This is a genomic window from Bacteroides sp. AM37-9, from assembly GCF_003603455.1.
In the GTDB taxonomy this organism is placed as follows: Bacteria; Bacteroidota; Bacteroidia; order Bacteroidales; family Bacteroidaceae; genus Bacteroides; species Bacteroides xylanisolvens.
In genome coordinates this window covers 21,126-43,929 of sequence record NZ_QTNF01000044.1, presented here as the reverse complement: position 1 = coordinate 43,929, position 22,804 = coordinate 21,126, and the positions used below count along the sequence as shown (strand labels likewise).

The 22,804-nt window shown below is 42.7% G+C and carries 20 protein-coding genes; 8 read left to right on the top strand and 12 right to left on the bottom strand.

What is annotated here, in order from left to right; genetic code table 11:
* The 6 genes from DW862_RS22690 to DW862_RS22665 all read left to right on the top strand — a co-directional run.
* Positions 1-1,656 (top strand): TonB-dependent receptor domain-containing protein (locus DW862_RS22690; RefSeq protein ID WP_120070593.1); only part of this gene is annotated, 1,656 nt, incomplete at its 5' end.
* A 23-nt stretch (positions 1,657-1,679) separates the two neighbouring features.
* Positions 1,680-3,653: a YncE family protein gene (locus DW862_RS22685; protein ID WP_120070586.1), complete on the top strand. Its 1,974-nt coding sequence runs from the start codon at positions 1,680-1,682 to the stop codon at positions 3,651-3,653.
* Positions 3,654-3,689: 36 nt separating this feature from the next.
* Positions 3,690-4,475, top strand: a complete 786-nt coding sequence (locus DW862_RS22680; RefSeq protein WP_120070583.1) for a DUF4465 domain-containing protein — start codon at positions 3,690-3,692, stop codon at positions 4,473-4,475.
* A gap of 236 nt (positions 4,476-4,711) precedes the next feature.
* Positions 4,712-6,085 carry a tryptophanase gene (locus DW862_RS22675; protein WP_117809067.1) on the top strand — a complete coding sequence of 458 codons (1,374 nt, stop codon included), beginning with the start codon at positions 4,712-4,714 and terminating at the stop codon, positions 6,083-6,085.
* Between the two features lie 169 nt (positions 6,086-6,254).
* The gene (locus tag DW862_RS22670; protein ID WP_004316210.1) at positions 6,255-6,557 is read left to right on the top strand and encodes a GNAT family N-acetyltransferase; all 303 of its coding nucleotides are present in this window, start codon (positions 6,255-6,257) and stop codon (positions 6,555-6,557) included.
* 8 nt (positions 6,558-6,565) lie between these two features.
* Complete coding sequence (locus DW862_RS22665) at positions 6,566-6,790, top strand: (4Fe-4S)-binding protein (RefSeq protein WP_087321934.1); 225 nt, start codon at positions 6,566-6,568, stop codon at positions 6,788-6,790.
* A 178-nt stretch (positions 6,791-6,968) separates the two neighbouring features.
* Here DW862_RS22665 and DW862_RS22660 read toward each other — a convergent pair whose 3' ends face one another.
* The 4 genes from DW862_RS22660 to mutY all read right to left on the bottom strand — a co-directional run bounded on the left by DW862_RS22660 (position 6,969) and on the right by mutY (position 10,773).
* Positions 6,969-7,601 (bottom strand): 4'-phosphopantetheinyl transferase superfamily protein, encoded by a 633-nt coding sequence (locus DW862_RS22660; RefSeq protein WP_120070580.1) that lies wholly within the window; start codon positions 7,599-7,601, stop codon positions 6,969-6,971.
* 43 nt (positions 7,602-7,644) lie between these two features.
* Positions 7,645-8,994, bottom strand: coding sequence for a gliding motility-associated protein GldE (locus DW862_RS22655; protein ID WP_120070577.1), 1,350 nt, complete (start codon positions 8,992-8,994; stop codon positions 7,645-7,647).
* Positions 8,995-9,071: 77 nt separating this feature from the next.
* Positions 9,072-9,551: a single-stranded DNA-binding protein gene (locus tag DW862_RS22650; RefSeq protein ID WP_009039928.1), complete on the bottom strand. Its 480-nt coding sequence runs from the start codon at positions 9,549-9,551 to the stop codon at positions 9,072-9,074.
* Positions 9,552-9,732: 181 nt separating this feature from the next.
* A complete protein-coding gene (gene mutY, locus DW862_RS22645; protein ID WP_008644690.1) occupies positions 9,733-10,773 on the bottom strand; it encodes an A/G-specific adenine glycosylase in 1,041 nt (346 codons plus the stop codon).
* A 211-nt stretch (positions 10,774-10,984) separates the two neighbouring features.
* Between mutY and DW862_RS22640 the strand changes: the two genes are divergently transcribed.
* A complete protein-coding gene (locus DW862_RS22640; protein WP_004300646.1) occupies positions 10,985-11,260 on the top strand; it encodes an HU family DNA-binding protein in 276 nt (91 codons plus the stop codon).
* A gap of 283 nt (positions 11,261-11,543) precedes the next feature.
* Positions 11,544-13,118, top strand: coding sequence for an Rne/Rng family ribonuclease (locus DW862_RS22635; RefSeq protein ID WP_004316204.1), 1,575 nt, complete (start codon positions 11,544-11,546; stop codon positions 13,116-13,118).
* Between the two features lie 326 nt (positions 13,119-13,444).
* Here the strand turns inward: DW862_RS22635 and DW862_RS22630 are convergent, their stop codons facing one another.
* The 8 genes from DW862_RS22630 to DW862_RS22595 all read right to left on the bottom strand — a co-directional run bounded on the left by DW862_RS22630 (position 13,445) and on the right by DW862_RS22595 (position 22,756).
* Complete coding sequence (locus DW862_RS22630; RefSeq protein ID WP_120070574.1) at positions 13,445-14,617, bottom strand: iron-containing alcohol dehydrogenase; 1,173 nt, start codon at positions 14,615-14,617, stop codon at positions 13,445-13,447.
* A 140-nt stretch (positions 14,618-14,757) separates the two neighbouring features.
* Positions 14,758-15,768, bottom strand: coding sequence for a lysylphosphatidylglycerol synthase transmembrane domain-containing protein (locus tag DW862_RS22625; RefSeq protein WP_120070571.1), 1,011 nt, complete (start codon positions 15,766-15,768; stop codon positions 14,758-14,760).
* A 127-nt stretch (positions 15,769-15,895) separates the two neighbouring features.
* Positions 15,896-16,813, bottom strand: a complete 918-nt coding sequence (locus DW862_RS22620) for a phosphatase PAP2 family protein (protein WP_120070589.1) — start codon at positions 16,811-16,813, stop codon at positions 15,896-15,898.
* Between the two features lie 123 nt (positions 16,814-16,936).
* The gene (locus tag DW862_RS22615; protein WP_120070568.1) at positions 16,937-17,587 is read right to left on the bottom strand and encodes a CDP-alcohol phosphatidyltransferase family protein; all 651 of its coding nucleotides are present in this window, start codon (positions 17,585-17,587) and stop codon (positions 16,937-16,939) included.
* Between the two features lie 94 nt (positions 17,588-17,681).
* Positions 17,682-18,149, bottom strand: a complete 468-nt coding sequence (locus DW862_RS22610; protein ID WP_004311318.1) for a GtrA family protein — start codon at positions 18,147-18,149, stop codon at positions 17,682-17,684.
* 14 nt (positions 18,150-18,163) lie between these two features.
* Complete coding sequence (locus tag DW862_RS22605; RefSeq protein WP_004326579.1) at positions 18,164-18,643, bottom strand: phosphatidylglycerophosphatase A; 480 nt, start codon at positions 18,641-18,643, stop codon at positions 18,164-18,166.
* Positions 18,644-18,805: 162 nt separating this feature from the next.
* On the bottom strand, positions 18,806-20,095 hold the full coding sequence (locus tag DW862_RS22600) for an inositol-3-phosphate synthase (RefSeq protein WP_004314280.1): 1,290 nt from the start codon (positions 20,093-20,095) through the stop codon (positions 18,806-18,808).
* 108 nt (positions 20,096-20,203) lie between these two features.
* Entirely contained in the window at positions 20,204-22,756 is a 2,553-nt protein-coding gene (locus DW862_RS22595; RefSeq protein ID WP_120070565.1) for a DUF5686 and carboxypeptidase-like regulatory domain-containing protein, read from the bottom strand.
* Between the last annotated feature and the right edge of the window lie 48 nt (positions 22,757-22,804).

Below are 22,804 nucleotides of genomic sequence, written 5' to 3'. Positions count from 1 at the left end.
TTAGACTGGCTAAGATTTATGCATACCCCCAATGATTATCGGGTGAGCCATAACATCTTCCAACCTGCCCGCTTCTTCGCGTCAGCAGGCATATTGAATATACAGACACTCACGCCGCTATTCACAAAAGGCAAAAAGACCAATATAGCCGGAGCTTTCAAAACCGGCTCCTGGGGATTAATCAATCCCTCCCTGCTACTGGAACAACAATTCAATAAGACATGGAGCATGTCAGCCAATGGCGAATGGATGTCCTCCGACGGACATTATCCATACACACTACATTATGGAAATGCGGCAGAAGACTTGTCCTCACGTGAAAAACGAAAGAATACAGACGTACAGACATTCCGTGCCGAAGCCGGACTTTACGGCAACTTCTCCGATAAAGAACAATGGCGGTTGAAAGCCTACTACTTTCAGTCCTCCCGAGGACTACCCAAAGCTACAACCTTCTATAACGACCATTCCACACAACACTTGTGGGATAAAAACACATTCATACAAAGTCAATACAAGAAAGAATTCAGCCGGCAATGGGTGTTCCAAACCTCTGCCAAGTGGAATTGGAGCTATCAACGTTATCTGGACCCCGATACCAAGAACTCTTTAAAGAAAACGGAAAACAGCTATTACCAGCAGGAATATTACCTTTCCGCCTCTGTATTATACAGACTGTTGAGCAACCTCTCTTTCTCACTTTCCACAGACGGAAGCATCAACACCATGAACGCCGATCTAGCCAACTTTGTACACCCCACACGTTACTCATGGCTAACAGCATTCGCCGGAAAATACGTAAATGACTGGTTAACAATCTCCGCATCCGCATTGGCAACCGTTATCAATGAAGATGTGAAAAAAGGCGGTAGTGCCGGCAATCACCGTAAGCTAACCCCTTATGTAAGTGCCGCTTTCAAACCTTTCCGGCATGAAGAATTCCGTGTCCGCTTCTTCTATAAAGACATTTTCCGTCTGGCAAGTTTCAACGACTTATATTACGAAGAAGTAGGCAACACCCAACTAAAGCCGGAAAAGGCCAAACAATACAATATCGGACTGACATACAATAAAAATGTATGCTCGTTCCTACCCTATCTGTCAGTAACCGTTGACGCCTATTATAACAAGGTGACAGATAAAATCATCGCCTACCCTACCAAGAACCTTGCCGTATGGAGTATGAAGAACCTAGGTGAAGTTGACATCAAAGGCATTGATGCCACAGGAAGCCTGTCCCTCCAACCTTGGGATAAAATACGCATCAACCTCTCGGGTAACTACACATACCAACGAGCTTTAGATGTCACCCCGCCCGATCCGAACACGTATGAATCGACATACAAACATCAAATAGCCTACACTCCCCGCGTCTCCGCTTCGGGACAGGCAGGCGTCGAAACACCGTGGATCAATCTGTCTTATTCATTCCTTTTTTCCGGAAAACGCTATGCGTTAGGACAAAACATTGCCGAAAACCGATTGGATAGTTATAGCGACCACAGCATTTCTGCAAACCGTGACTTTCAGATCAGAAAAATCACTACCTATTTCAGCGTAGAAGTATTGAACCTGATGGATAAGAATTACGAGATTGTGAAATATTTCCCAATGCCCGGACGATCCGTAAGGGCGACAATAAAAATAAGATATTAACTATTATAAAGTAAGATATTGACGTGAAAAGGAAACTAATATATATATTCTCGTGCTGGCTGTCATTCCTAATCTTATTCGTGGCATGTGATGATATGGAGGACAAACCCTTCACATCAGGCATTATAGGCGATCCGACAGAAACGGGTACCGCCGAATTATATGTATTATGCGAAGGACTGTTCAATCAGAACAATAGCTCGCTGGCACGTTTTTCTTTCGGCAACCAGCAAATAGTTCGTGACTATTTCAAAGCAGTCAACCGCCGGGGATTAGGAGACACAGCCAATGACATGGCCATCTACGGAAGCAAGATATATGTGATAGTCAATATCTCCAGTACGGTAGAAGTGATAGACTTTCGTACGGGAAGCTCATTGAAACAGATTCAGATGTTGGCAGAAAACGGAAATTCCCGTCAACCACGCTACATCGCTTTTCACAAAGAAAAGGCATACGTATGTTCATACGATGGAACCGTTGCACGTATAGACACAACCTCCCTATCCATAGAAGCTATCACATCAGTGGGACGCAACCCCGACGGTATTTGTGTACAAAACGAAAAGTTGTATATTTCCAATTCCGGCGGATTGGACTATTCATCAGGACTGGGGGTAGACAACACGGTATCTGTTGTCGATATTGCCACATTTAAAGAAAGTAGCAAACTAACAGTAGGTCCGAATCCCGGTAAAATAGTAGCAGGTCCGGACGAAACCGTTTATGTTGCCACCCGTGGCGAAGATGTAGAAGCCGGCGATTATAACTTCGTCAAGATAGACTGCCGGACAAACAAAGTTACTCAATCTAACGAGAAAGTACAAAACTTTGCCATCGATGGAGAGATTGCTTATCTATACAATTACAATTATAACACGCAGACCTCTTCTATCAAGATGTTCAATCTGAAAACAGAAGAGACAATCCGTGAGAATTTCATAACTGACGGAACAGTGATAAAAACGCCATACGGCATCAACATCAATCCTTACAGCAACAATGTATATATCACCGAAGCCCGTGATTACACCACCTATGGAGACTTACTTTGTTTCAACCAACAAGGACAACTCATGTTCCGTCTGAACAACATCGGACTTAATCCGAATACAATTGCATTCAGTGACAAAGCCTCACAAAGCGATATTGATGACAACGATGATGATAAGGAAAATCCTCTGGCTTTCGCCAATAAAGTATGGGAATATCGCCCTGCGCCCGGACAGTTTATCAACACTACCACTTCAGCATATAAGGAGGGCTTTACTTATGATGATATACTAGAAGAAGCAACCCGCAGAATCCAGCAGAAATCACTCCTTACATTGGGAGGATTCGGCGGTTACATTGTTTTAGGATTCCCACAATCCATTCCGAATGTAACAGGAGAATATGACTTCAAGATAAAAGGCAATGCTTACTATAACTCCAAAACCGGAACAGGAGCATTGGGCGGAAGTGCAGAACCGGGAATCGTATTTGTATCTAAAGATGTAAATGGCAATGGAAAGCCTGATGACGAGTGGTATGAATTGAAAGGAAGCGAATACAGGCAAGACACTGAAACACGCGGATACGAGATAACCTATCACCGTCCGAATCCAGCCAACCTAAAAGTTTTTTGGAAAGACAATCAAGGCAACGAAGGATATATCTTCCGCAACAGCTTCCATAACCAAGAATCATATTATCCACTTTGGATAGAAAGTGATGAAATCACATTCCAGGGAACACGTCTAAAAGATAATGCCGTTTTAGAGAACGGATTATGGGTAGGATATTGCTATCCGTGGGGATATGCAGACAACCATCCTAACAGCAAGGAAGGAAGTAATTTCAAGATAGATTGGGCTGTGGATAGTAATGGCAGTCCGGTAGACTTGGATCAAATCGACTTCGTGAAGATTATGACCGCAGTCAATCAGGATGCAGGACAAATGGGTGAAATATCAACCGAAGTTACCACCATTGAGAACTTACATTTCAAGAAATAATCAATAATTAATTAATAACTAAAATCAGAAAAGAACATGAAGAAATTATCTTTATTATTACTGTTATCAGTATTTGTATTTTGTGGCTGTAGCGATGATGACGATACAAAAACATACGTGCTTAGCCTGCCCAATTACGAAACTCATACACTTGATATGGGCGATCAAGAAAATCCGGATGATTCATGGTCTGTTAGTAGCGACTGGGGGACAACTAACTACAAATATAATCTATTAACTGACGCTAGTGGTATCTTTGAATTTGACTGTGTATCTTCAACATACGGTTTCTATTCAGATAGTTTTGCATTTACAAATTGTACAGAAAAAGATTGCCCAGACTTCGCAACTTATGATTATCGCGCTATCACTAAAAAAGGAGTAATCAATAATACATACGTTATCGTGGGAGCTGCCGGATATAAAATTGGAAAGAATTCTGATAAAGAAGCTGCAATCCGTTTCAGAGACCACGACAATTCAAACAAATTGGAATCCTATAGAGTAAAAGGACTATATTTAACAAACTGTGTCTATGCTTACAATAGTATGAAGGAAGGTAGTTCTATATTCGAAGGAAAAGATAAATTTGGAAATACAGATTCTTTCAAAATCATCATCTATAATATGGCTAAAACTCAAAGTGTAGAGTGCACTTTAGGTGAAGGAACCCAATTTGTAACTACATGGAAATGGGTAGACCTAACTTCATTAGGCGAAACAGAGGGATTGAAATTCAATATCAAGACTACCAAAGAAGACCAATGGGGTGCAATGACCCCAACCTATTTCTGTCTTGACGGTATCACTATTGAAGACTAAATAACCAACTTGTTTGATTGGTTGAGATTAAACATCAATTGACCGCATAATTTTAAAGAGCCGGATATTCTTTTGAGAAATCCGGCTCTCTTTCTATCTACTCACTACATCTTGATATATTACCAGCCCATAGAGAAGTAAATCCAATAGCTCTCACTAACAAAAAGACACTACATATTTGCTAATCACACAAATTTTATCTACATTCGTCGTTCAAAACTATTAAATCTACGACAATGGAATTACCTTTTGCTGAATCATGGAAAATAAAGATGGTAGAACCCATCCGGAAAAGCACACGTGAAGAACGCGAGCAATGGATTAAAGAAGCACATTATAATGTCTTTCAACTCAAATCAGAACAAGTTTATATCGATCTCATTACCGATTCCGGAACCGGAGCGATGAGCGACCGTCAATGGGCGGGAATGATGCTAGGCGATGAAAGTTACGCCGGAGCAACCTCTTTCTTTAAGTTGAAAGAGATGATTACGAAACTGACAGGATTTGAATATATCATACCTACCCATCAAGGACGTGCCGCAGAAAATGTGCTTTTCTCTTATCTCGTGCATGAAGGAGACATTGTACCCGGCAACTCACATTTTGACACCACCAAAGGACACATCGAAGGACGCCATGCCACCGCATTAGACTGCACTATCGATGCAGCAAAACATACCCAACTGGAAATCCCGTTCAAAGGAAATGTAGACCCTGATAAATTGCAGAAAGCCCTGACAGAATATGCAGAACGAATTCCTTTTATCATCGTAACCATCACCAACAATACAGCCGGAGGACAACCCGTATCCATGCAAAACCTGCATGAAGTACGTGCCATTGCTGACAAATACGGCAAACCCGTACTTTTCGACTCTGCACGCTTTGCCGAAAACGCCTATTTCATCAAGATGCGTGAAGAAGGTTATCAAGACAAAACCATCAAAGAAATCACACGGGAAATGTTCTCTCTAGCCGATGGCATGACAATGAGTGCCAAGAAAGACGGAATCGTCAATATGGGTGGATTTATCGCCACACGACGTTCAGACTGGTATGAAGGCGCAAAAGGTTTCTGCGTACAATACGAAGGCTATCTCACCTATGGAGGAATGAACGGACGGGACATGAACGCTCTTGCCATCGGCCTGGATGAAAACACCGAATTCGACAATCTCGAAACACGTATCAAGCAAGTAGAATACCTTGCAAAGAAACTGGATGAATACGGAATCCCTTACCAACGACCGGCCGGAGGCCACGCCATCTTCATTGATGCACCTAAAGTACTGACGCACGTTCCCAAAGAAGAATTCCCGGCACAGACGCTGACCATAGAACTTTATCTGGAAGCTGGTATTCGTGGATGCGAGATCGGTTATATCCTTGCCGACCGTGATCCGGTGACTCATGAAAATCGTTTTAACGGTCTTGATTTACTCCGTCTCGCCATTCCCCGCAGAGTATATACAGACAATCATATGAATGTAATAGCCGCCGCTCTCAAAAATGTATATGAACGTAGAGAAAGCATCACTCACGGAGTGCGTATCGCCTGGGAAGCGCCTTTAATGAGACATTTCACAGTTCAATTGGAAAGATTATAAACTTAGAAAAAATAACAAATATCAGTTGAAGAAGTAATAGAAAGAGATTGAAAAGACCAGTGCCAGTATGAACGGGCAATACTTTCTCCATTAACAAGAATAATTGTTTGCATAAAACAAAAGTGTTTCCCAAGTGTTTATATTATAATCGAACTTAATACGTAAAATTATGGCAGAAGATTATAAATTAATAGACAACGAAGAAAAACATCGATATGAATTTCAGATCGATGGCAAAATAGCCGAAATAGACTATATCAAATCAAACAATGGAGAAATATACCTTGTACATACAGAAGTACCCGCCTCATTAGGCGGCAAGGGAGTAGGATCACAACTTGCAGAAAAAGCACTGACAGACATTGAACGACAAGGTTTACGCCTGGTACCGCTTTGCCCGTTTGTAGCCGGATATATTCACAAACATCCGGAATGGAAGCGCATTGTAATGCGTGGTATTCATATTAAATAAATACAGATATGGAAAAGAAAATAGAATACACCAATGGTGAACTGACCATTGTATGGAAACCGGAATTATGCCAGCATGCCGGAATATGTGTAAAGATGTTACCCAATGTCTATCATCCTAAAGAAAGACCCTGGGTGCAAATAGAAAATGCGACAACGGAAGAATTAATTACACAAATCAGTAAATGTCCGTCAGGAGCATTGAGCTACCGACTTAACAAAAAAGAGAAGTAAACCAACCATAAAAGAACCCGTCTGAAAAGCCGTGAGTTCATAAAATCATGAGGGCGTCCGAATATAAAGTGAACCCCGAAAGTCATACAAAAACTTTCGGGGTTTATTTATTATGTCAAGACATCACACATTACAAAGAAAAGAGAAACAGGTAGAGGCACTTCATTTCCTCCCCCATTCAACTCAATGTCCATGTCAGTACAAAGTCCGGGCAGATACGATAACCGACAGAGTAAAGTTCCTGCTGCTCCGTCGCCAACTCCTGAACCTGAAACGTTCCTTGCTCTTGAGGAATAAAATGCGTCAAACGGAGTTTACGAAGGTCAGCGTCAGCGTTTTCCATCCGCTTAAAAACAGCTTCTTTTGCCGACCAATGCAATAACAGTCCCCAAGTCATATCTCCCTGATAAGGTTCCGTTTGTTCGTCAGAACGGATATACCTATCGGATACCTTGTGAACGCGTTGAGCATATTGCTCAATATCAATGCCTGCCGGAGTGAAAGAAGCAAGCATCACAGCTACATAACCTTTCGTATGGGAAATGCTGATAAAAAAAGAATGATCCGTCAGATACGGTTTTCCTTCGGGAGAATAACCGATTTCCTTATCCTCCTGCAACATAGAATACAACAAAACACGAACGGACAACCATTCCATCTTACGGCGTTCGGAGACAAAACGATTCAAATCCTGTTCACAGAAAACTCTGCGCGCATCCGGCAAAAGAGCCAACAGAACCTCCAAAGACTCTTCCATCTTCCAGACAGCCCACTGTATATCATCCGTCTTATGTTGCAGAAATAACGCCATCTTACGTTTGCTTGATTATGCTTTCAAAATTATGATTCCAAGATTATTCCTTCTCTTCCGAGCCTTCCATATTCGGCAGAATTGTAAACTTCACTTTCAGGATACGACGACTATCCATTTCGAGCACTTCAAACTCATAATGGTGATAAGTCACTTTCTCATGCAATGCCGGGAATTCACCTTTAATTTCGAGCAGCATACCCGCCAATGTATCCGCATCTCCCACCACCTTTTCAAACTCGTCTTCGTCTACTTTCGCAATCTTATAGAAATCCGTCAACTGCGTCTTCGCTTCAAATATCCAGGTATGGTCATTCAAGACCACGTATGTACGTTCTTCATCATCATATTCATCATGAATCTCACCCACAATCTCTTCAATAATGTCTTCCATCGTCACCAGTCCGGAAGTTCCTCCAAACTCATCCACAACAATGGCAATATGAATCTTATTCGCCTGGAAGTCACGCAACAGATCATCAATCATCTTTGTTTCCGGCACAAAATAAGCCGGACGGATCAATGACTGCCAACGGAAATTATCCCCCTTGTTGACATGAGGCAGCAAGTCTTTAATATACAATACCCCCTTGATATTATCCCGCGAACCGGAATAGATAGGAATACGCGAATAAGCATTTTCAATGATACATTGCATCACCTCCTTGAAAGAGGTACGGATATCCAGATCGACCATATCCAGACGTGATGTCATCACCTCCTTCACAGTTTCACCGCCGAAACGGATAATACCCTCCAAGATATTATTCTCTTCAGAGAGTTCCGCTTTATCTGTCAGCTCCAATGCGTGCGACAGTTCGTCGACAGAAATATTATGGCTCTTCTTTACAAAATGTTTATTCAGAAAAGTAGTTGAACGTACAAGCACAGTAGCCACCGGACGGAACAGCTTTTCCAGAAAGTAAATCCCCGGTGCCGAAAAACGGCAAAAAGCCAAAGTCTTCTGTGCCGAATAGATTTTGGGCATGATTTCGCCGAACAACAACAATAGAAAAGTCAGGATGACGGTCAGTATCAAGAACTCTGCCAATGGAGAATGAAAAACAAATACATTCATAAAGAAGAAGTTGCAGAGCATGATAATGGTTACATTCACAAAGTTGTTCGTAATCAATATCGTTGCCAGGAGGCGTTCTGAATCCCCCAACAGGGCACTTATTTTTTCATCGGAAGGATGATTCTGTTCATCAATATCATTCCGATCGGAAGGAGTAAGTGAGAAAAAAGCTATTTCGGAAGCCGAAGCAAAGCCGGAAGCAAGCAGGAGTACACCTGCCAATACTATGGCAATAATAGCAGAGATAGAAGGAGTGTTTACGGTAATACCGTTGAAAATGTCAGCCAATTGGCTTAAATAACCATCTGAGTCCAAAGAGTCTATATTTTAATTAAACAAAAGATAATGTGCCAAGAAGCTCGCGAAAACCTATTGGCACACTATCACATTATCTAGAACGGCAAATCATCTGCCGGATTATCTTGTGCGGGTTGTGCCTGCGACTGCTGCGCTTGTTGCGGCTGGCCGGCAACCGATTGTTGCTGTTGCCCCGTAGTCGGTTGTCCGGAAGCAGAAGCTCCTGCACCCGGATTAGCTCCTTTCGGAGACAGCATTTCCATATTATCCACATAAATTTCGGTGATATAACGCATAGCACCCGACTGGTCGCTATAAGAACGTGTTCTTATCTTTCCTTCCAGATACAGTTTGTCACCTTTGTGCACATACTTATCCACAATCTCCGCCAAACGGTTGGATGCAACGATATTATGCCACTCTGTTCTTTCGGGAATCTGGGTTCCATTAGCCAACGTATATCCACGATCCGTTGTAGCCAACGGGAAAGTTGCTACTGCCGAACCTGTATCGAAGTATTTTACCCGAGGATCTTGTCCTACGTTTCCTATCAATATCACTCTATTTACTGACATATCTGTATCAAGTTTATGATTCTTAAAATTAAATCTGCTGCCAAAATTAAACAGAATAACAATAGGATGCAAGATTTTAAGTATAAAATCAAGTATTAAGTTTTAAGTATTAAGTATTAGGCTGCGCCATAAACTGCATGGGTAATACTCAATACTTATTACTTAATACTTATTCTAATGCTTATTCTAATGCTTGTAGCAAGTCTTGTACTAATTTAGAAACAGCGTATTGCTCCAGTTCGTCCACCCTTATTTTCAGGAAATCACTGAAAGAAGTCAAATTTTCAGACAAGGTCACTTCATATAGATTAGCATAGATAACCCGGTGAGACAATACATGCTTCACCTCCCTGCAAACCGAACGTACCACCGGTACTTCCCCCGGCGCAAAGAGTGCACGAAATTCCGGTAAAGTCAAAAAATCTTCTTCCGAAAGAGCCGTCGGAGTTTCTATCAAGGGCAGTTCGAACAGATTTTTCCAAATATCATTGCCCGTCCGTTTATTTATAAAGGTATACGCGCCCGCACGTACATAAATATAATTAAAGTAACGGTTCGTTGTCTTTGTTTTGTGTTGCTTCACCGGAAGTTTTGCCACCAAGCCTTTCGAAAGTGCCGAGCAACTGCCCACCAACGGACAGAACAAACAATCAGGCGACTGCGGAGTGCACTGAATCGCCCCGAAATCCATTATTCCCTGATTGTAAACAGCCGGATGCTTCTTATCCAGCATCTCATCCGCCAATGCTGCAAAGAGCTTTTTTCCTTCTGTCGAATCAATCGGAGTATCGATGCCGAAATAACGGGAAAGCACCCGGTACACATTACCGTCCACTACCGCATAAGGCATACCGTAAGCAAACGAACAGATCGCTGCCGCTGTATACTCCCCCACTCCTTTCAGAGCCAGCACTTCCGGATACGTTTCCGGGAAAACCCCATTCATGCTTTTGGCGGCGGCATGAAGATTGCGGGCACGTGAGTAATATCCCAGTCCTTGCCAGTATTTCATCACTTCATCCTCCTCCGCAGCGGCTAAAGTCCGCACATCGGGAAAACGTTTGATAAAACGAAGAAAATAATCATACCCCTGCGCCACCCGCGTCTGTTGAAGAATGATCTCCGAAATCCAGATCAGATACGGATCGGCAGACTCCCTCCAGGGCAGTTCACGTTTATTCTCTTTATACCACTCTACAATCGTTTTAGTAAACTCGTTCATATCCTCGTTCCTAGTGTATTATCTAACATTTATCTTGCCTATCCTATCCAAAAGGCACACAAAAGTAACTCTTTTGGTTCTAAGAAAACCCTATGCCACTATTTTTTTAGAAAAATGTGCAGAATATATTTTTTTAGGAGCTTAAAAAGCTATATATTTGCAGTCCAAAAAATTAGCAATAACATAGTAATAATATTTTTTTTAAGGAAAAATGACTAAAGCAGATATTGTAAACGAGATTACAAAGAAAACTGGAATTGATAAGCAGACAGTTCTTACAACAGTTGAGGCATTTATGGATGCAGTAAAGGATTCATTGTCTAACGATGAGAACGTATACTTGCGTGGGTTTGGTAGTTTCGTAGTAAAGAAAAGAGCACAAAAGACTGCTCGTAACATTTCTAAAAATACTACGATCATTATTCCGGAGCACAACATTCCGGCTTTCAAACCGGCTAAGACATTTACAATTTCAGTAAAGAAATAATAAACAAGAGTATTAACCCATAAAATGTGAAGCTATGCCAAGCGGAAAAAAGAAAAAAAGACATAAAATGTCTACGCACAAGCGTAAAAAAAGACTAAGAAAGAACAGACATAAAAGCAAAAAATAATTTTTAAGTCTGGATCACACAGAAATAAAGAACAAACTTGCGAAGCTAATGTCTTTCAAGTTTGTTCTTTGTTTAAGTAGCTAACCCAAAATGAACAATTTGTCAAAAAAGTTGTTCATATAAATGAGATTCAATCAATAATAAGGAAACAAAACAGTGACAAGTGAACTAGTAGTTGACGTACAGCCCAAAGAGGTCTCCATCGCCCTTCTCGAAGATAAGAGCCTGGTGGAACTTCAAAGCGAAGGAAGAAATATTTCTTTCTCTGTGGGCAATATGTATTTGGGACGTATCAAGAAATTGATGCCCGGACTGAATGCATGCTTTGTAGACGTTGGTTACGAGAAAGACGCTTTCCTTCATTATCTGGACTTGGGTCCTCAATTTAACTCACTCGAAAAGTTTGTAAAGCAGACTTTAAGCGACAAAAAGAAGCTGACCTCCATCAGCAAAGCAACCCTGCTTCCCGATCTTGACAAGGATGGAACAGTATCCAACACCCTCAAGGTAGGACAAGAAGTAGTGGTGCAAATCGTTAAGGAACCGATCTCCACTAAGGGACCGCGACTGACGTCCGAAATTTCGTTTGCCGGACGCTATCTCGTACTGATCCCTTTTAATGACAAGGTTTCTGTTTCACAAAAAATTAAATCGAGCGAAGAACGCGCCCGCCTGAAACAATTGCTGATGAGCATCAAGCCGAAAAACTTCGGTGTCATCGTCCGCACGGTAGCCGAAGGCAAACGCGTAGCCGAACTCGACGGAGAGCTTAAAGTCCTGGTTAAGCATTGGGAAGATGCGATGGTAAAAGTACAAAAAGCCACCAAGTATCCGACGTTGATTTATGAAGAAACCAGCCGCGCCGTAGGTTTGTTGCGCGACCTCTTCAACCCTTCTTTTGAGAATATTCACGTCAACGACGAGGCTGTGTACAATGAAATTAAAGACTATGTATCACTGATTGCGCCCGACCGGGCTAATATCGTGAAACTGTACAAAGGTCAACTTCCCATTTACGACAATTTCGGTATCACCAAGCAGATTAAATCATCGTTTGGTAAAACAATCTCTTACAAGAGTGGTGCCTATCTGATTATTGAGCACACTGAGGCGCTTCACGTAGTAGACGTGAACAGCGGTAACCGCACCAAGAATGCCAACGGGCAGGAAGGTAACGCACTCGAAGTAAACCTGGGAGCCGCCGACGAGCTGGCCCGCCAATTGCGATTAAGAGATATGGGTGGTATCATTGTCGTGGACTTCATCGATATGAATGAAGCCGAAAACCGTCAGAAGCTTTATGAACGAATGTGTGCCAATATGCAGAAAGACAGGGCACGGCATAATATTCTGCCGCTTAGCAAATTCGGGCTAATGCAGATTACACGCCAACGTGTGCGTCCGGCAATGGACGTCAACACGACCGAAACCTGCCCTACTTGCTTCGGCAAAGGCACTATCAAGTCGTCCATTCTTTTTACGGACACTTTGGAGAGTAAAATTGATTACCTGGTCAATAAACTGAAGGTTAAGAAATTCTCGTTACACGTCCATCCGTATGTTGCCGCTTATATCAATCAGGGACTCGTTTCCCTGAAACGGAAATGGCAGATGAAATACGGATTCGGTATCAAGATTATTCCAAGTCAAAAACTCGCATTTTTGCAATATGTGTTCTATGATACACATGGAGAAGAAATCGATATGAAGGAAGAAATCGAAATCAAATAGACAGAAAAGGCGGCCCGGTCAAAACGAGCCGCCTTTTTGTTTTATCTGAATCCGTTCCCTCAAAACACCCAGCTGATAATCCCAATAAACCGGATGGCAGGAAAAATAAATCTTCAAAAAGAGGAAAATCAAACTATATATTTTTAAATATATAGTTTATTATTTAGATATTTATAATAGTTCGGCATAGCGTTCAGAGCGTGTTTTCAAAACGAAGATAACAGACTGTTGCATAGTAAGTTATCCACTACTTCAAAGTATTCCGCTATGCGTTTGCAAAAAACAGTCCTATCCGTCCGTTGATTTTTGAGTTACATCTGTTATTCTTATAATGCCAGACGGTAAATCTCTTTACTATCCTTTTTCGTTAATTTGACATAGTTGCCAACCAACTCGCCTTTATTCCGATGAAGGCTATCTGCAAGACGGTCGATATCCGGATTTTCAATACCGAGTTCTTTGAAAGTAACAGGCAGACCGATGGAAGTAAAGAAGGTTTTCAGGCGGGAAATACCTTCAAGGGCCACCGCCTTTTTATCAGCTGAATCTGCCACTCCCCACACGCGGATTGCATATTGGGCTATCTTATCTACATTATGTTCTGTCATCCATGTCATCCAGGCAGGGAAGATAACGGAAAGTCCTGCACCATGAGTTACATTGTAAATCGCACTGATTTCATGTTCAAGGAAGTGAGAAGCCCAGTCTTCTTCACAGCCTACGCCACAGGTTCCGTTATGGGCAATCGTTCCGCACCACATCAGATTGGCACGGGCTCCGTAGTTTTCAGGGTCTTTCATGACGGTGGTTGCCTCTTTGATGATGGCAAGCAGGGTGCCTTCGCACAGGCGGTCGCCTATTTCTACTTCTTTGGTATTGGTGAAATAGCGTTCCATGATGTGCGCCATCATATCGGCAACGCCGCAAGCGGTTTGAAAAGGAGGAAGTGTGTAGGTCAATTCCGGGTTCATCACGGCGAAAACAGGACGCAATACAGAGGGAGCACGGAGACTTAATTTCTGCAATCCATCGACTTTGGTGATTACAGTGTTACCGGAACCCTCGCTTCCGGCTGCAGGAATCGTCAATACAACAGCTACTTTCAGTGCTTCCGCAATAACGGCTTTTCCGATGTAGAAGTCCCAAAAATCTCCGTCATAAGGCACTCCGGCTGCAATGGCTTTTGCCGTATCGATTACGGAGCCACCACCCACGGCAAGCATCATGTCTACACTTTCTTTCCGGCAAAGGTCGATTCCTTCGTACACTTTCGTATCTATCGGATTAGGCTGTACACCGCCCAGCATACAATAGGGAATGCCTACTTCCTGCAATGATTTCTCTACACGAGCCAACAAGCCGCTACGTATCACAGAACCGCCACCATAAACAATCATGACTTTACGTGCACCGTATTTCTGTACTAATGCTCCAGTCTGCGCTTCCGTATCCCGACCGAACACAAATTCGGTAGGGCTGTAAAAGATAAAATTATTCATTATCGTTTTCTTTATAAGTCTTTTCGTTAGTCTTTTCTATATAGATCCAAATATAACTCCTTTTGCAAACGAATCTTTCTATAAATCCTTTGATGGATTCTTTCATAGAAGGAACTTATAGGTCAGACAAAGTTATAAATTTAAGCAGAATATTTTTCTTTTGATTGTTTAAAATTTCCTACTTTCATAAGTGCAAGGCCGATTACAATCCAGACCATCTCGCGTACCCGGGTAATCAAAGCGGCATAAACTCCGTAAGCTCCGGAAAGAGAAAGACCTCCCACGGCGAGGGCAAATCCGCCTTCACGACCTCCCAATTGCATGGGTAGGAAAAACAGAAGATTGGCAAGTAAAGAAGAAAAAGCCGCAATCAGACAGCAGTCGGCAAAGCTGACATTAGTAGTCAGTACGTTCAGTATCAGCCATATTTCAAGACAACTGACTACACGGGCGGTATATTCCAACAAAAGGGCACTATAAAAGGTTTGTTTCTTTTGTTGGTGGAGAAGGGCGATTTGTTTGTCTATATTTTCCAACTTCTCTTTATGCACGCTTGCAAAGTGAAGGACTTTCTTTTTCAGAAAAGGGATGCGACTACCCATACGGACAACAGCCACAGCCATCCCATGCCGATAACCTTTTATAAAAAGAGTAGCAATCAGCAGGCAAAAGACAGTAATGGCTCCCAGAATGACTCCCATCACCCACCCCACCGGATACAGACAAACGTAAAGTAACACCGAACTTAACCAAAAGCAAAAGTGGGAAAAGATATGCATCATCACATAAAGAATCACGGAAGAAGTGGCACGTTCTATTCCGATATAGGGTTTCAGCTCCATGATGCGGTATGGCTCGCCACCCATCAGCCCGACGGGAGTCACGTAATTAAGTGCAAAACCTGTTACTGTGAATTTGTAGAGCCGGGCAAATGAAAAACCGGTCTTGCCAGTACTGCGGATGATTATGTACCACGATACTGTATTGATAAGGTAGACAAATAGCCACAGCAACAAAACCAAAGGCAAATATACCCCTGCACGCTTCAGATTCGCCCAAAGCTCCTGATAATCCATATCGAAAGTGAATATCATTATCAGGACGGCAATAATACCAAAGGCGAGGAATATATTTCGGTACTTGTTCTTCACTATTTTGTAGGACTTATATCTATTTTATATAGGTATATATCTGCTTTTATATGAGTATATAGTTACTTCTTAGATGAGTATATGCTTACTTCTTGATGGATATATATCACTCTATTCACATATAACCTCACTTTATATACGCATAATATCTTTCGAAAAATCTTTTGAACGCCGGAATTCTCATCAATACATATTCAAATACCAGCCAGCCGATTAATGCGCAAGAGATGCCAAGTAATACATCAATGATATAATGATGGCAGGAATAAATAGCTGTTCCCCAAATGCCGACCATGATAATGGAGAAAAGGGTAATCACATACCATCTGCATTTACCAATAATGGCATACACCAATGCAACTACCATATAGGCCGCGTGCAGTGAAGGCACTGCCGCAAATACATTTGCATTACGCCCGTAGATTGAATCAAAGATAGTCACTTCGAAGAATGCATCAAAGCGACCCAATCCTGCAACATTGCCCGGTGTGTTCAATATCGGTTCGAAACCGTAATTAATGGCATACCAAGGCGGAGCAGCCGGATGAATATAATAACCAGCAAAACCAATCAAGTTGACGAACAAAAATACCAACGCAAAACGGAGGTAGGTTTTTCTTTCCTTCTTGAAATACAGGCAAAGACCGAACAGGATAGGAACGGGAACCCAACAAAGGTAGAAGATTCCGGCAAAAACGTCCGCTATCGGCCAGTTGTGTACAGCGAAGTATTCGCAAGGAGTAACCAGAAGACCATTATCCATTACTCCGAAAAGGGACTTTTCGAGATGATACAGTCCGGCCACGTCAATCGGGTTCACCTCGTAGTTAGGGCAAATACGCATCCAGTCATACGAAATTCCAAAAATGGCGAAAGGTAGCAGGGCTACTGCCAGCTTACGAGTAGGCAATCCGGCAAAGAATAAGACTAAATAGAGTACCGCCATCAACAGATGCTCGGAACGAAGTCCGATGAAGATACCTGTCAATAAAAGGAAAAGAGCCATAATGACTACCACAGTCAGGGCTTCTCTTTTCGACGGCATTTGAATGTTCTTTATCATTATAACGTTTTGATTAGACGATTAGACTATTTACTATTGGACTATTTACGATGTACTATTTAGGATGTACGATGTAAATAGTAAATAGTCCAATAGTAAATTAATTCATTCTTTCATCGCTTTATAGCAATGTCTCACTCGTGCAAAAGCCGTAATATTGGCAAACAGAGCAACGAAAGCCAGAGGAACAATCAGAATCAGGATTGGTTCGAAAGCGGTAATATCTTTGAAAACACCACAGAACAAAGCTCCGAGGCTGGTTAGTACTACACGCTCCGGACGTTGCATGAATCCTACTTTACATTCGATTCCCAAGCCTTCGGCACGGGCACGCACGTAGCTTACCATCAGCGAACCGATGAGTGCCACGAAAGCAATAAGTGCATAAAAGAAATAATCTTTCATTGACAAATAGTAACAGATACCGAAGAAAGTCATCAATTCACTGTAACGGTCGAGTACCGAATCATAAAGCGCACCGAACTTGGAACTCATATTGCCCAGGCGAGCCACACGCCCATCCATCATATCGAACAATCCGGCAAACAGAATCACACCTCCTGCCCAGCCGATAATGGCCAGATCGTTTTGTCCGCCATAAATACCGGCATACACAAACATACCTGCCGCTACTACATTGAGCACAAATCCGGTAGTGGTGATAAAGTTGGGAGTGATCCCTATTTTAATCATTCCGCGTATCAAGGGATTGATAATCTTATAAATCAGCTGTTGTAAATAATCTCTGTAATTCATCTGTTTAAATCTGTTTATATCTAAATCTTCTGTTTTTTCAATCTGTATATATCTAATTCTTTCGTTTTTTCATCAGTCTTTTCAATCCGTTTTTTCAGTTTCTTTTTCCGAATAAACTTCTGATATCTATATTCCGGTAAACAAAAAAGCGCTGCATATTATAATTCCAAAACAGTGCCACGATGATTGCCACTACCACTTTAGGGATAATGAAGAAATCTCCGAAATACAGGCTAAGCGTGTTGCGTACCCAGGGAATCTTCGCTAATGATTCCGTCAGTGCATACGTTCCCCACGTATTGAGCCAAACGCTGCAAACCCATACAAGGATAAATTTTACAGCAACGTGTGTTTTCTTTCCTTTCGATTTAAAAGTCCATTTATAGTTGATAACGCAATTAACGATTCCTCCATAGATAGCTCCCGCCAGGGTGGCATATACATAGTAGACATCAAACAGCCTGACCAGAAGAATCGTAACGAGAAAGTCTGCAATAGTTGCCATTTGAGCAGAAAGCTGCGCCCTCAAAAACATGAAGATGCCGCCTTTCTGGGAAATCATCCGTGCAACTTTTTTCAGCCAATCACCCATCTCGCTCCCACTAACAATATAAAACTATACACTCCCGCCAAAACATCGTCCATCATGACCCCTACCCCACCTTTCAGGCTTTCCATACGACGTATGCCCAACGGTTTGGCTATATCAAAGATGCGGAACAAGGCAAAAGCCGCAATCACGTACCAAAACCATTTGTCATCATTGGGAACAGCCAACAACGGTATCCACACTCCCACCATCTCATCCACTACCACACGCGAAGGATCTTCTCCCCAATAAGTCTCCAGCTTATCGGCAGCCCAAATGCCGGCGAATGTAAATACAATCACCAAAGCGGCAGTCAGCCATAATACCCAAGAGAAAGGAAGGAGAAAATAAAGTGCAATCCAAATGATAGAAGCCAGTAACGCCCCAGCCGTGCCGGGAGCAAAAGGAGAAAAACCGGAGCCAAAGCCCGTGCCTATAAAAACAGGTAGAAAGGGAGGACGCTTCATTTATTACTAATTACTAATTACAAACTACGAGTCGGTTGTGTCACGAGTCCCCCAAACGAATGGGGAATTTGTACAATAAAAAAGTAAAAGTTGAGGTTGAGTATCCACCAGTCTTTATAGGATGGTAAATCTCAATCTCAACTTATTATTTGGGGTTACTGATTAAGCTAAGTAATCAGGTTCTTTTTCACCAATCATGTTACGCAATGTCTGTTTTACCATTCTCCATTGTGTAAACAAGTCGTGTTCGGGCTGATGTTCGAAATCGTGCATCGGGCTCTTGCAGAAGAATGACAACCAAGTCTGGATGCCACACATGCCTGCACGCATTGCCAAGTCGCTGAACAACACAAGGTCAAGAGCGATAGGAGCTGCAAGGATAGAGTCGCGGCAAAGGAAGTTCACCTTGATTTCCATCGGGTAGCCCATCCATCCGAAGATGTCGATGTTGTCCCATGCTTCTTTGTTGTCTTTGCGGGGAGGATAATAGTTGATACGTACTTTATGATAAACATCTCCGTAGAGATCCGGATATTTTTCAGGTTCGAAGATAGTATCGATTACAGACAGCTTGCTGACTTCTTTTGTCTTGAAGTTGTCCGGATCATCGAGCACTTCACCGTCGCGGTTACCGAGGATATTGGTAGAGAACCAACCGTTCACACCCAGCATACGGGTTTTGAACATCGGAGCCAATACGGTTTTCATCAGTGTCTGACCACTCTTGAAGTCTTTACCGGAGATAGGTACATTCTTTTGTTTAGAGAATTCCCACATAGCAGGAGTATCCACACACAAGTTAGGAGCCCCCATTACGAACGGAGCACCTTCTGCAATAGCAGCATACGCGTAACACATACTCGGAGAAATCACGTCTGTATTGTTTTCCTTCATTGCTTTCTCTAAAGCAGCGAGTGACATGTGTTCGTCAGACAGCGGAATGTAAATTTCAGTACTTGCAGCCCAAAGCACCACTACGCGTTCGCAGTTGTTAGCAGCTTTGAAGTCGCGGATATCCTGACGAAGTTGTTCTACCATTTCCCAACGGGTAGCAGCCTTCTTCACGTGTGTACCGTTCAGACGTTTTGCCCAGTTGTGATCGAAAGCAGCCGGCATCGGTTTGATAGCTTCCAACTCTTCTTTTACTCCATTCAGGTCTTTTTCTTTCAAAACCTCGGCGTACATAGCAGCTTCGTATGCGTTGTCCGGGAAAATATCCCATCCTCCGAAAACAATGTCTTCCAAATTCGTCAAGGGCACAACGTCCTTGATGAGTTTTTCTTCGTTGTTCTCCATGCGCATTGTAGCTAACTGTGTAATAGATCCTATCGGTTTTGCCAGTCCCTTGCGAGAGGCTAGTGTACCTACAATCATCGTGGTAGCTACCGCACCACCCACTCCGACTACCAGTACGCCAAGACGCCCGGTAGCGGGTTTAATTTCTTGTTTCATTTCTATTCTATTAAAATTAAACTAAAATTGATGCAAAAATAAGATTAATTAATTACTAATACAGTCTTTATTTGTCATATAAACATTGCAATTAGCAGGATTTAACTTTTAAAAGGTCATGTGGAGACTTATTCTCAAGCCTGATCTGTCAATCCCGGGCGAATCACGATAAGTGAGCCTCCAGATATAGTCCAAACGTAACACCTTGAAAATGTTTTCGATACCTACACCCGCCTCCACATAAGGTGTTTTTCCCATTGTTTGTGTGTTCTCTATCGGAAAAGCGAACAAACCGTCACTCAAAGCCGGGTTGTTTTTATCGCTCAAATGTCCATATAATCCACGACAGGAAACTATTTCCCTCCATTTAAGTTTTTTCAACAACGGCACCCGGTTGAACAACCATCCGTTGAGGAAATAAGTAACATCCCACGAGAAATACTCATCATTCATAAACTCCATCGCATTCATCAACGAGTAAGATTCCGGTTGGATGGTATAAGAAAGGTTGGCATTAGGCATGATAAGCAACGGAAAAGGTACTTTATCCCACACTTTACCTGCTTTTAGTATAACGTCCGTATAGCCAAACGCGGAAAACCAGAAACGTTTCTGAATACCGGCTTCGGTATGATTGTAGGTGTAATCGCTGCCCAACACTCCTTTTCCGGCAATGGTATGCGACAAGGTAAACACCGGTGCATCCAACGATACGGGAAAACGGTTCCATTGGGTCTGGAAAAATTTCTCATTCGGAGCATAACGCAACTTCAACTCTGCAGCACTGATAGAGAAATCTTTTACTGGGGTGTAGGTATCTCCTTCTTTCTTTAAAAAAGGAATCAGGCAGGAGGACTCATCTTTCCGTGTACGTGCTGTCAACTGGAAAGAAAAGCCGGAATAAAACTCATTGGTATAGGTCATCTCCGCCTGCCGGAAATAGCCGATACGGTCGTCCTTCTCACGTTTCAAGGCCAGGAACACATTGTCTTTGCTTGTATACAGGTAATTTTGTCCGTACTGGTTCACATCTGATTCGTAACGCAATTTCAATGAATGGATAGGAAATTCGTTGGCGTATTCTTTCTTCTTTTTGAAAGAATATTCCAGTTCCGCCAATCCTTTCACTCTTTCATCTTTAAACCCGTAAGCCACATATCCTTTGCCAAACAGGTGCGGATTGAGCCAGGCGGTAGTCATACCTCCGGCACGGATACGAGGACCTTCCAATGTGTTACCGCTAATAGTGGCATTCATCGGGCCGATATAGAAAAGTGGCGCTTCTTTGGAGGTGGGGATATATCCCGTAAAGAGAATGGAAAGCACTTTCTCCGTCCAATAATACACCGGATAACTGCGTAATTGTGTCATCAGGCGGTCTACCGAGTTTTCCTGCTGGGAGATGGCGGCTTGCGGACGATTCTCCGCCCAGAATGTTTCGGGACGCGACAGGGCTTCCGTCTCTTCAATAATACGTTCGGGTTTGGTAAAGGCTTTGTCGGCTTCGGCAGTCGGCGTAAAGGTGTAGTTGCTGTAATCCGCTACACGACGGGCAAAAATACCGTCCTGTCCTTCGGTCAGTTTAAACTCAACAGTGATACTTTCATGATCGAGCAGGCGTGTGCCGTCTTCGGCACGCTTAAATTCCTGTTCGAGCAACATGTAGTCTACAAAGTTCAGGTTTATCTTTTTGGGAAAGTTAAATACGGCACGTTTGACAAAGTAGGTAGAGTCGAGCGTCACATACAGGTGTCCGTTAAAACCGAAAGACTCGGAATTAAAAGGCGTGAAAGCGAGGTCTGCACAAGGCTCTCCGGCAATCTGCAACGTGTCCATCAGGTAATATTTATAAAAGCCTGTACCGATACGGGACAAGGGACTGACAAACTTATTTGTAAACAGGGAAATGTTGTTTTCGTAAATGTCGACGTCTTTAAAGACTTCATTGATGGCTGCCTGCATCCCTTGTTTAGAGAGAAACTCATCGACACCGGCCTGTTTGCGCCCTTTCACCCATTGCTTCTCGGAACGGGGAGATTTCCGGTAATAGTCTGTGGCAAGCAGTTCACGGGCTGATACCGTCAGAATCGGTTTACCGGTAACGGCTGAAGTATCTACATATTCCGTCAGGAAATCAAATTTACGATATAGCCATTTTTTCTGTTTCTCTTCATCGAAGTTATTCAACGCAAAGGTGGTCTTTTCATAACGTTCGCGTTGCCAGAAGTCTTTCTCGTAGGGAGAGTAGTTGTCACGGCTTTCAATCATACGGCGGACAAATTCTACGGCAGGATTATCTTTCTTCCGGTAGTGCTCACGTTTGGGTTTGACTACCACTTCACCAAGCGCGTATTCGGTAGGCGCAAGCGCTACTTTATAGGATGCATTACGGGCAGGGCGAATGGTGCGGATATAGTCATTATAACCGATTACAGAGATTACAAGCACTGCTTCGGAGCGGTGGGTTTTGAAGTAAAAGCGTCCGTCGCTTCCGGTAGTAGTTCCTTCGGTCGTGTCTTTTAAGCGTACAGATGCATAAGGCAAAGGTTCTTTGGTCAGAGAATCAGTCACCACCCCTTGTACCACATACTGCGCACAAAGCGGAATACTGATAGCCAATAAAAGAAAGAGCGTCAATGTGCCTTTTTTCATTAATCTCATACCTTAAATCCTATTGAATTGAGCGGGGCAAAGGTAGGAGTGATTTTA

Excerpts from the sequence above, each read along its gene's own strand:
- mutY (WP_008644690.1), bottom strand. The coding sequence starts at position 10,773 with ATGAACGAGTTTACTAAAACGATTGTAGAGTGGTATAAAGAGAATAAA.
- DW862_RS22595 (WP_120070565.1), bottom strand. The coding sequence starts at position 22,756 with ATGAGATTAATGAAAAAAGGCACATTGACGCTCTTTCTTTTATTGGCT.
- DW862_RS22640 (WP_004300646.1), top strand. The coding sequence starts at position 10,985 with ATGACTAAAGCAGATATTGTAAACGAGATTACAAAGAAAACTGGAATT.
- DW862_RS22650 (WP_009039928.1), bottom strand. The coding sequence starts at position 9,551 with ATGTCAGTAAATAGAGTGATATTGATAGGAAACGTAGGACAAGATCCT.
- DW862_RS22660 (WP_120070580.1), bottom strand. The coding sequence starts at position 7,601 with ATGGCGTTATTTCTGCAACATAAGACGGATGATATACAGTGGGCTGTC.
- DW862_RS22615 (WP_120070568.1), bottom strand. The coding sequence starts at position 17,587 with ATGAATTACAGAGATTATTTACAACAGCTGATTTATAAGATTATCAAT.
- DW862_RS22600 (WP_004314280.1), bottom strand. The coding sequence starts at position 20,095 with ATGAAACAAGAAATTAAACCCGCTACCGGGCGTCTTGGCGTACTGGTA.
- DW862_RS22675 (WP_117809067.1), top strand. The coding sequence starts at position 4,712 with ATGGAATTACCTTTTGCTGAATCATGGAAAATAAAGATGGTAGAACCC.
- DW862_RS22620 (WP_120070589.1), bottom strand. The coding sequence starts at position 16,813 with ATGCCGTCGAAAAGAGAAGCCCTGACTGTGGTAGTCATTATGGCTCTT.
- DW862_RS22605 (WP_004326579.1), bottom strand. The coding sequence starts at position 18,643 with ATGAAGCGTCCTCCCTTTCTACCTGTTTTTATAGGCACGGGCTTTGGC.
- DW862_RS22670 (WP_004316210.1), top strand. The coding sequence starts at position 6,255 with ATGGCAGAAGATTATAAATTAATAGACAACGAAGAAAAACATCGATAT.
- DW862_RS22665 (WP_087321934.1), top strand. The coding sequence starts at position 6,566 with ATGGAAAAGAAAATAGAATACACCAATGGTGAACTGACCATTGTATGG.
- DW862_RS22630 (WP_120070574.1), bottom strand. The coding sequence starts at position 14,617 with ATGAATAATTTTATCTTTTACAGCCCTACCGAATTTGTGTTCGGTCGG.
- DW862_RS22610 (WP_004311318.1), bottom strand. The coding sequence starts at position 18,149 with ATGATTTCCCAGAAAGGCGGCATCTTCATGTTTTTGAGGGCGCAGCTT.
- DW862_RS22680 (WP_120070583.1), top strand. The coding sequence starts at position 3,690 with ATGAAGAAATTATCTTTATTATTACTGTTATCAGTATTTGTATTTTGT.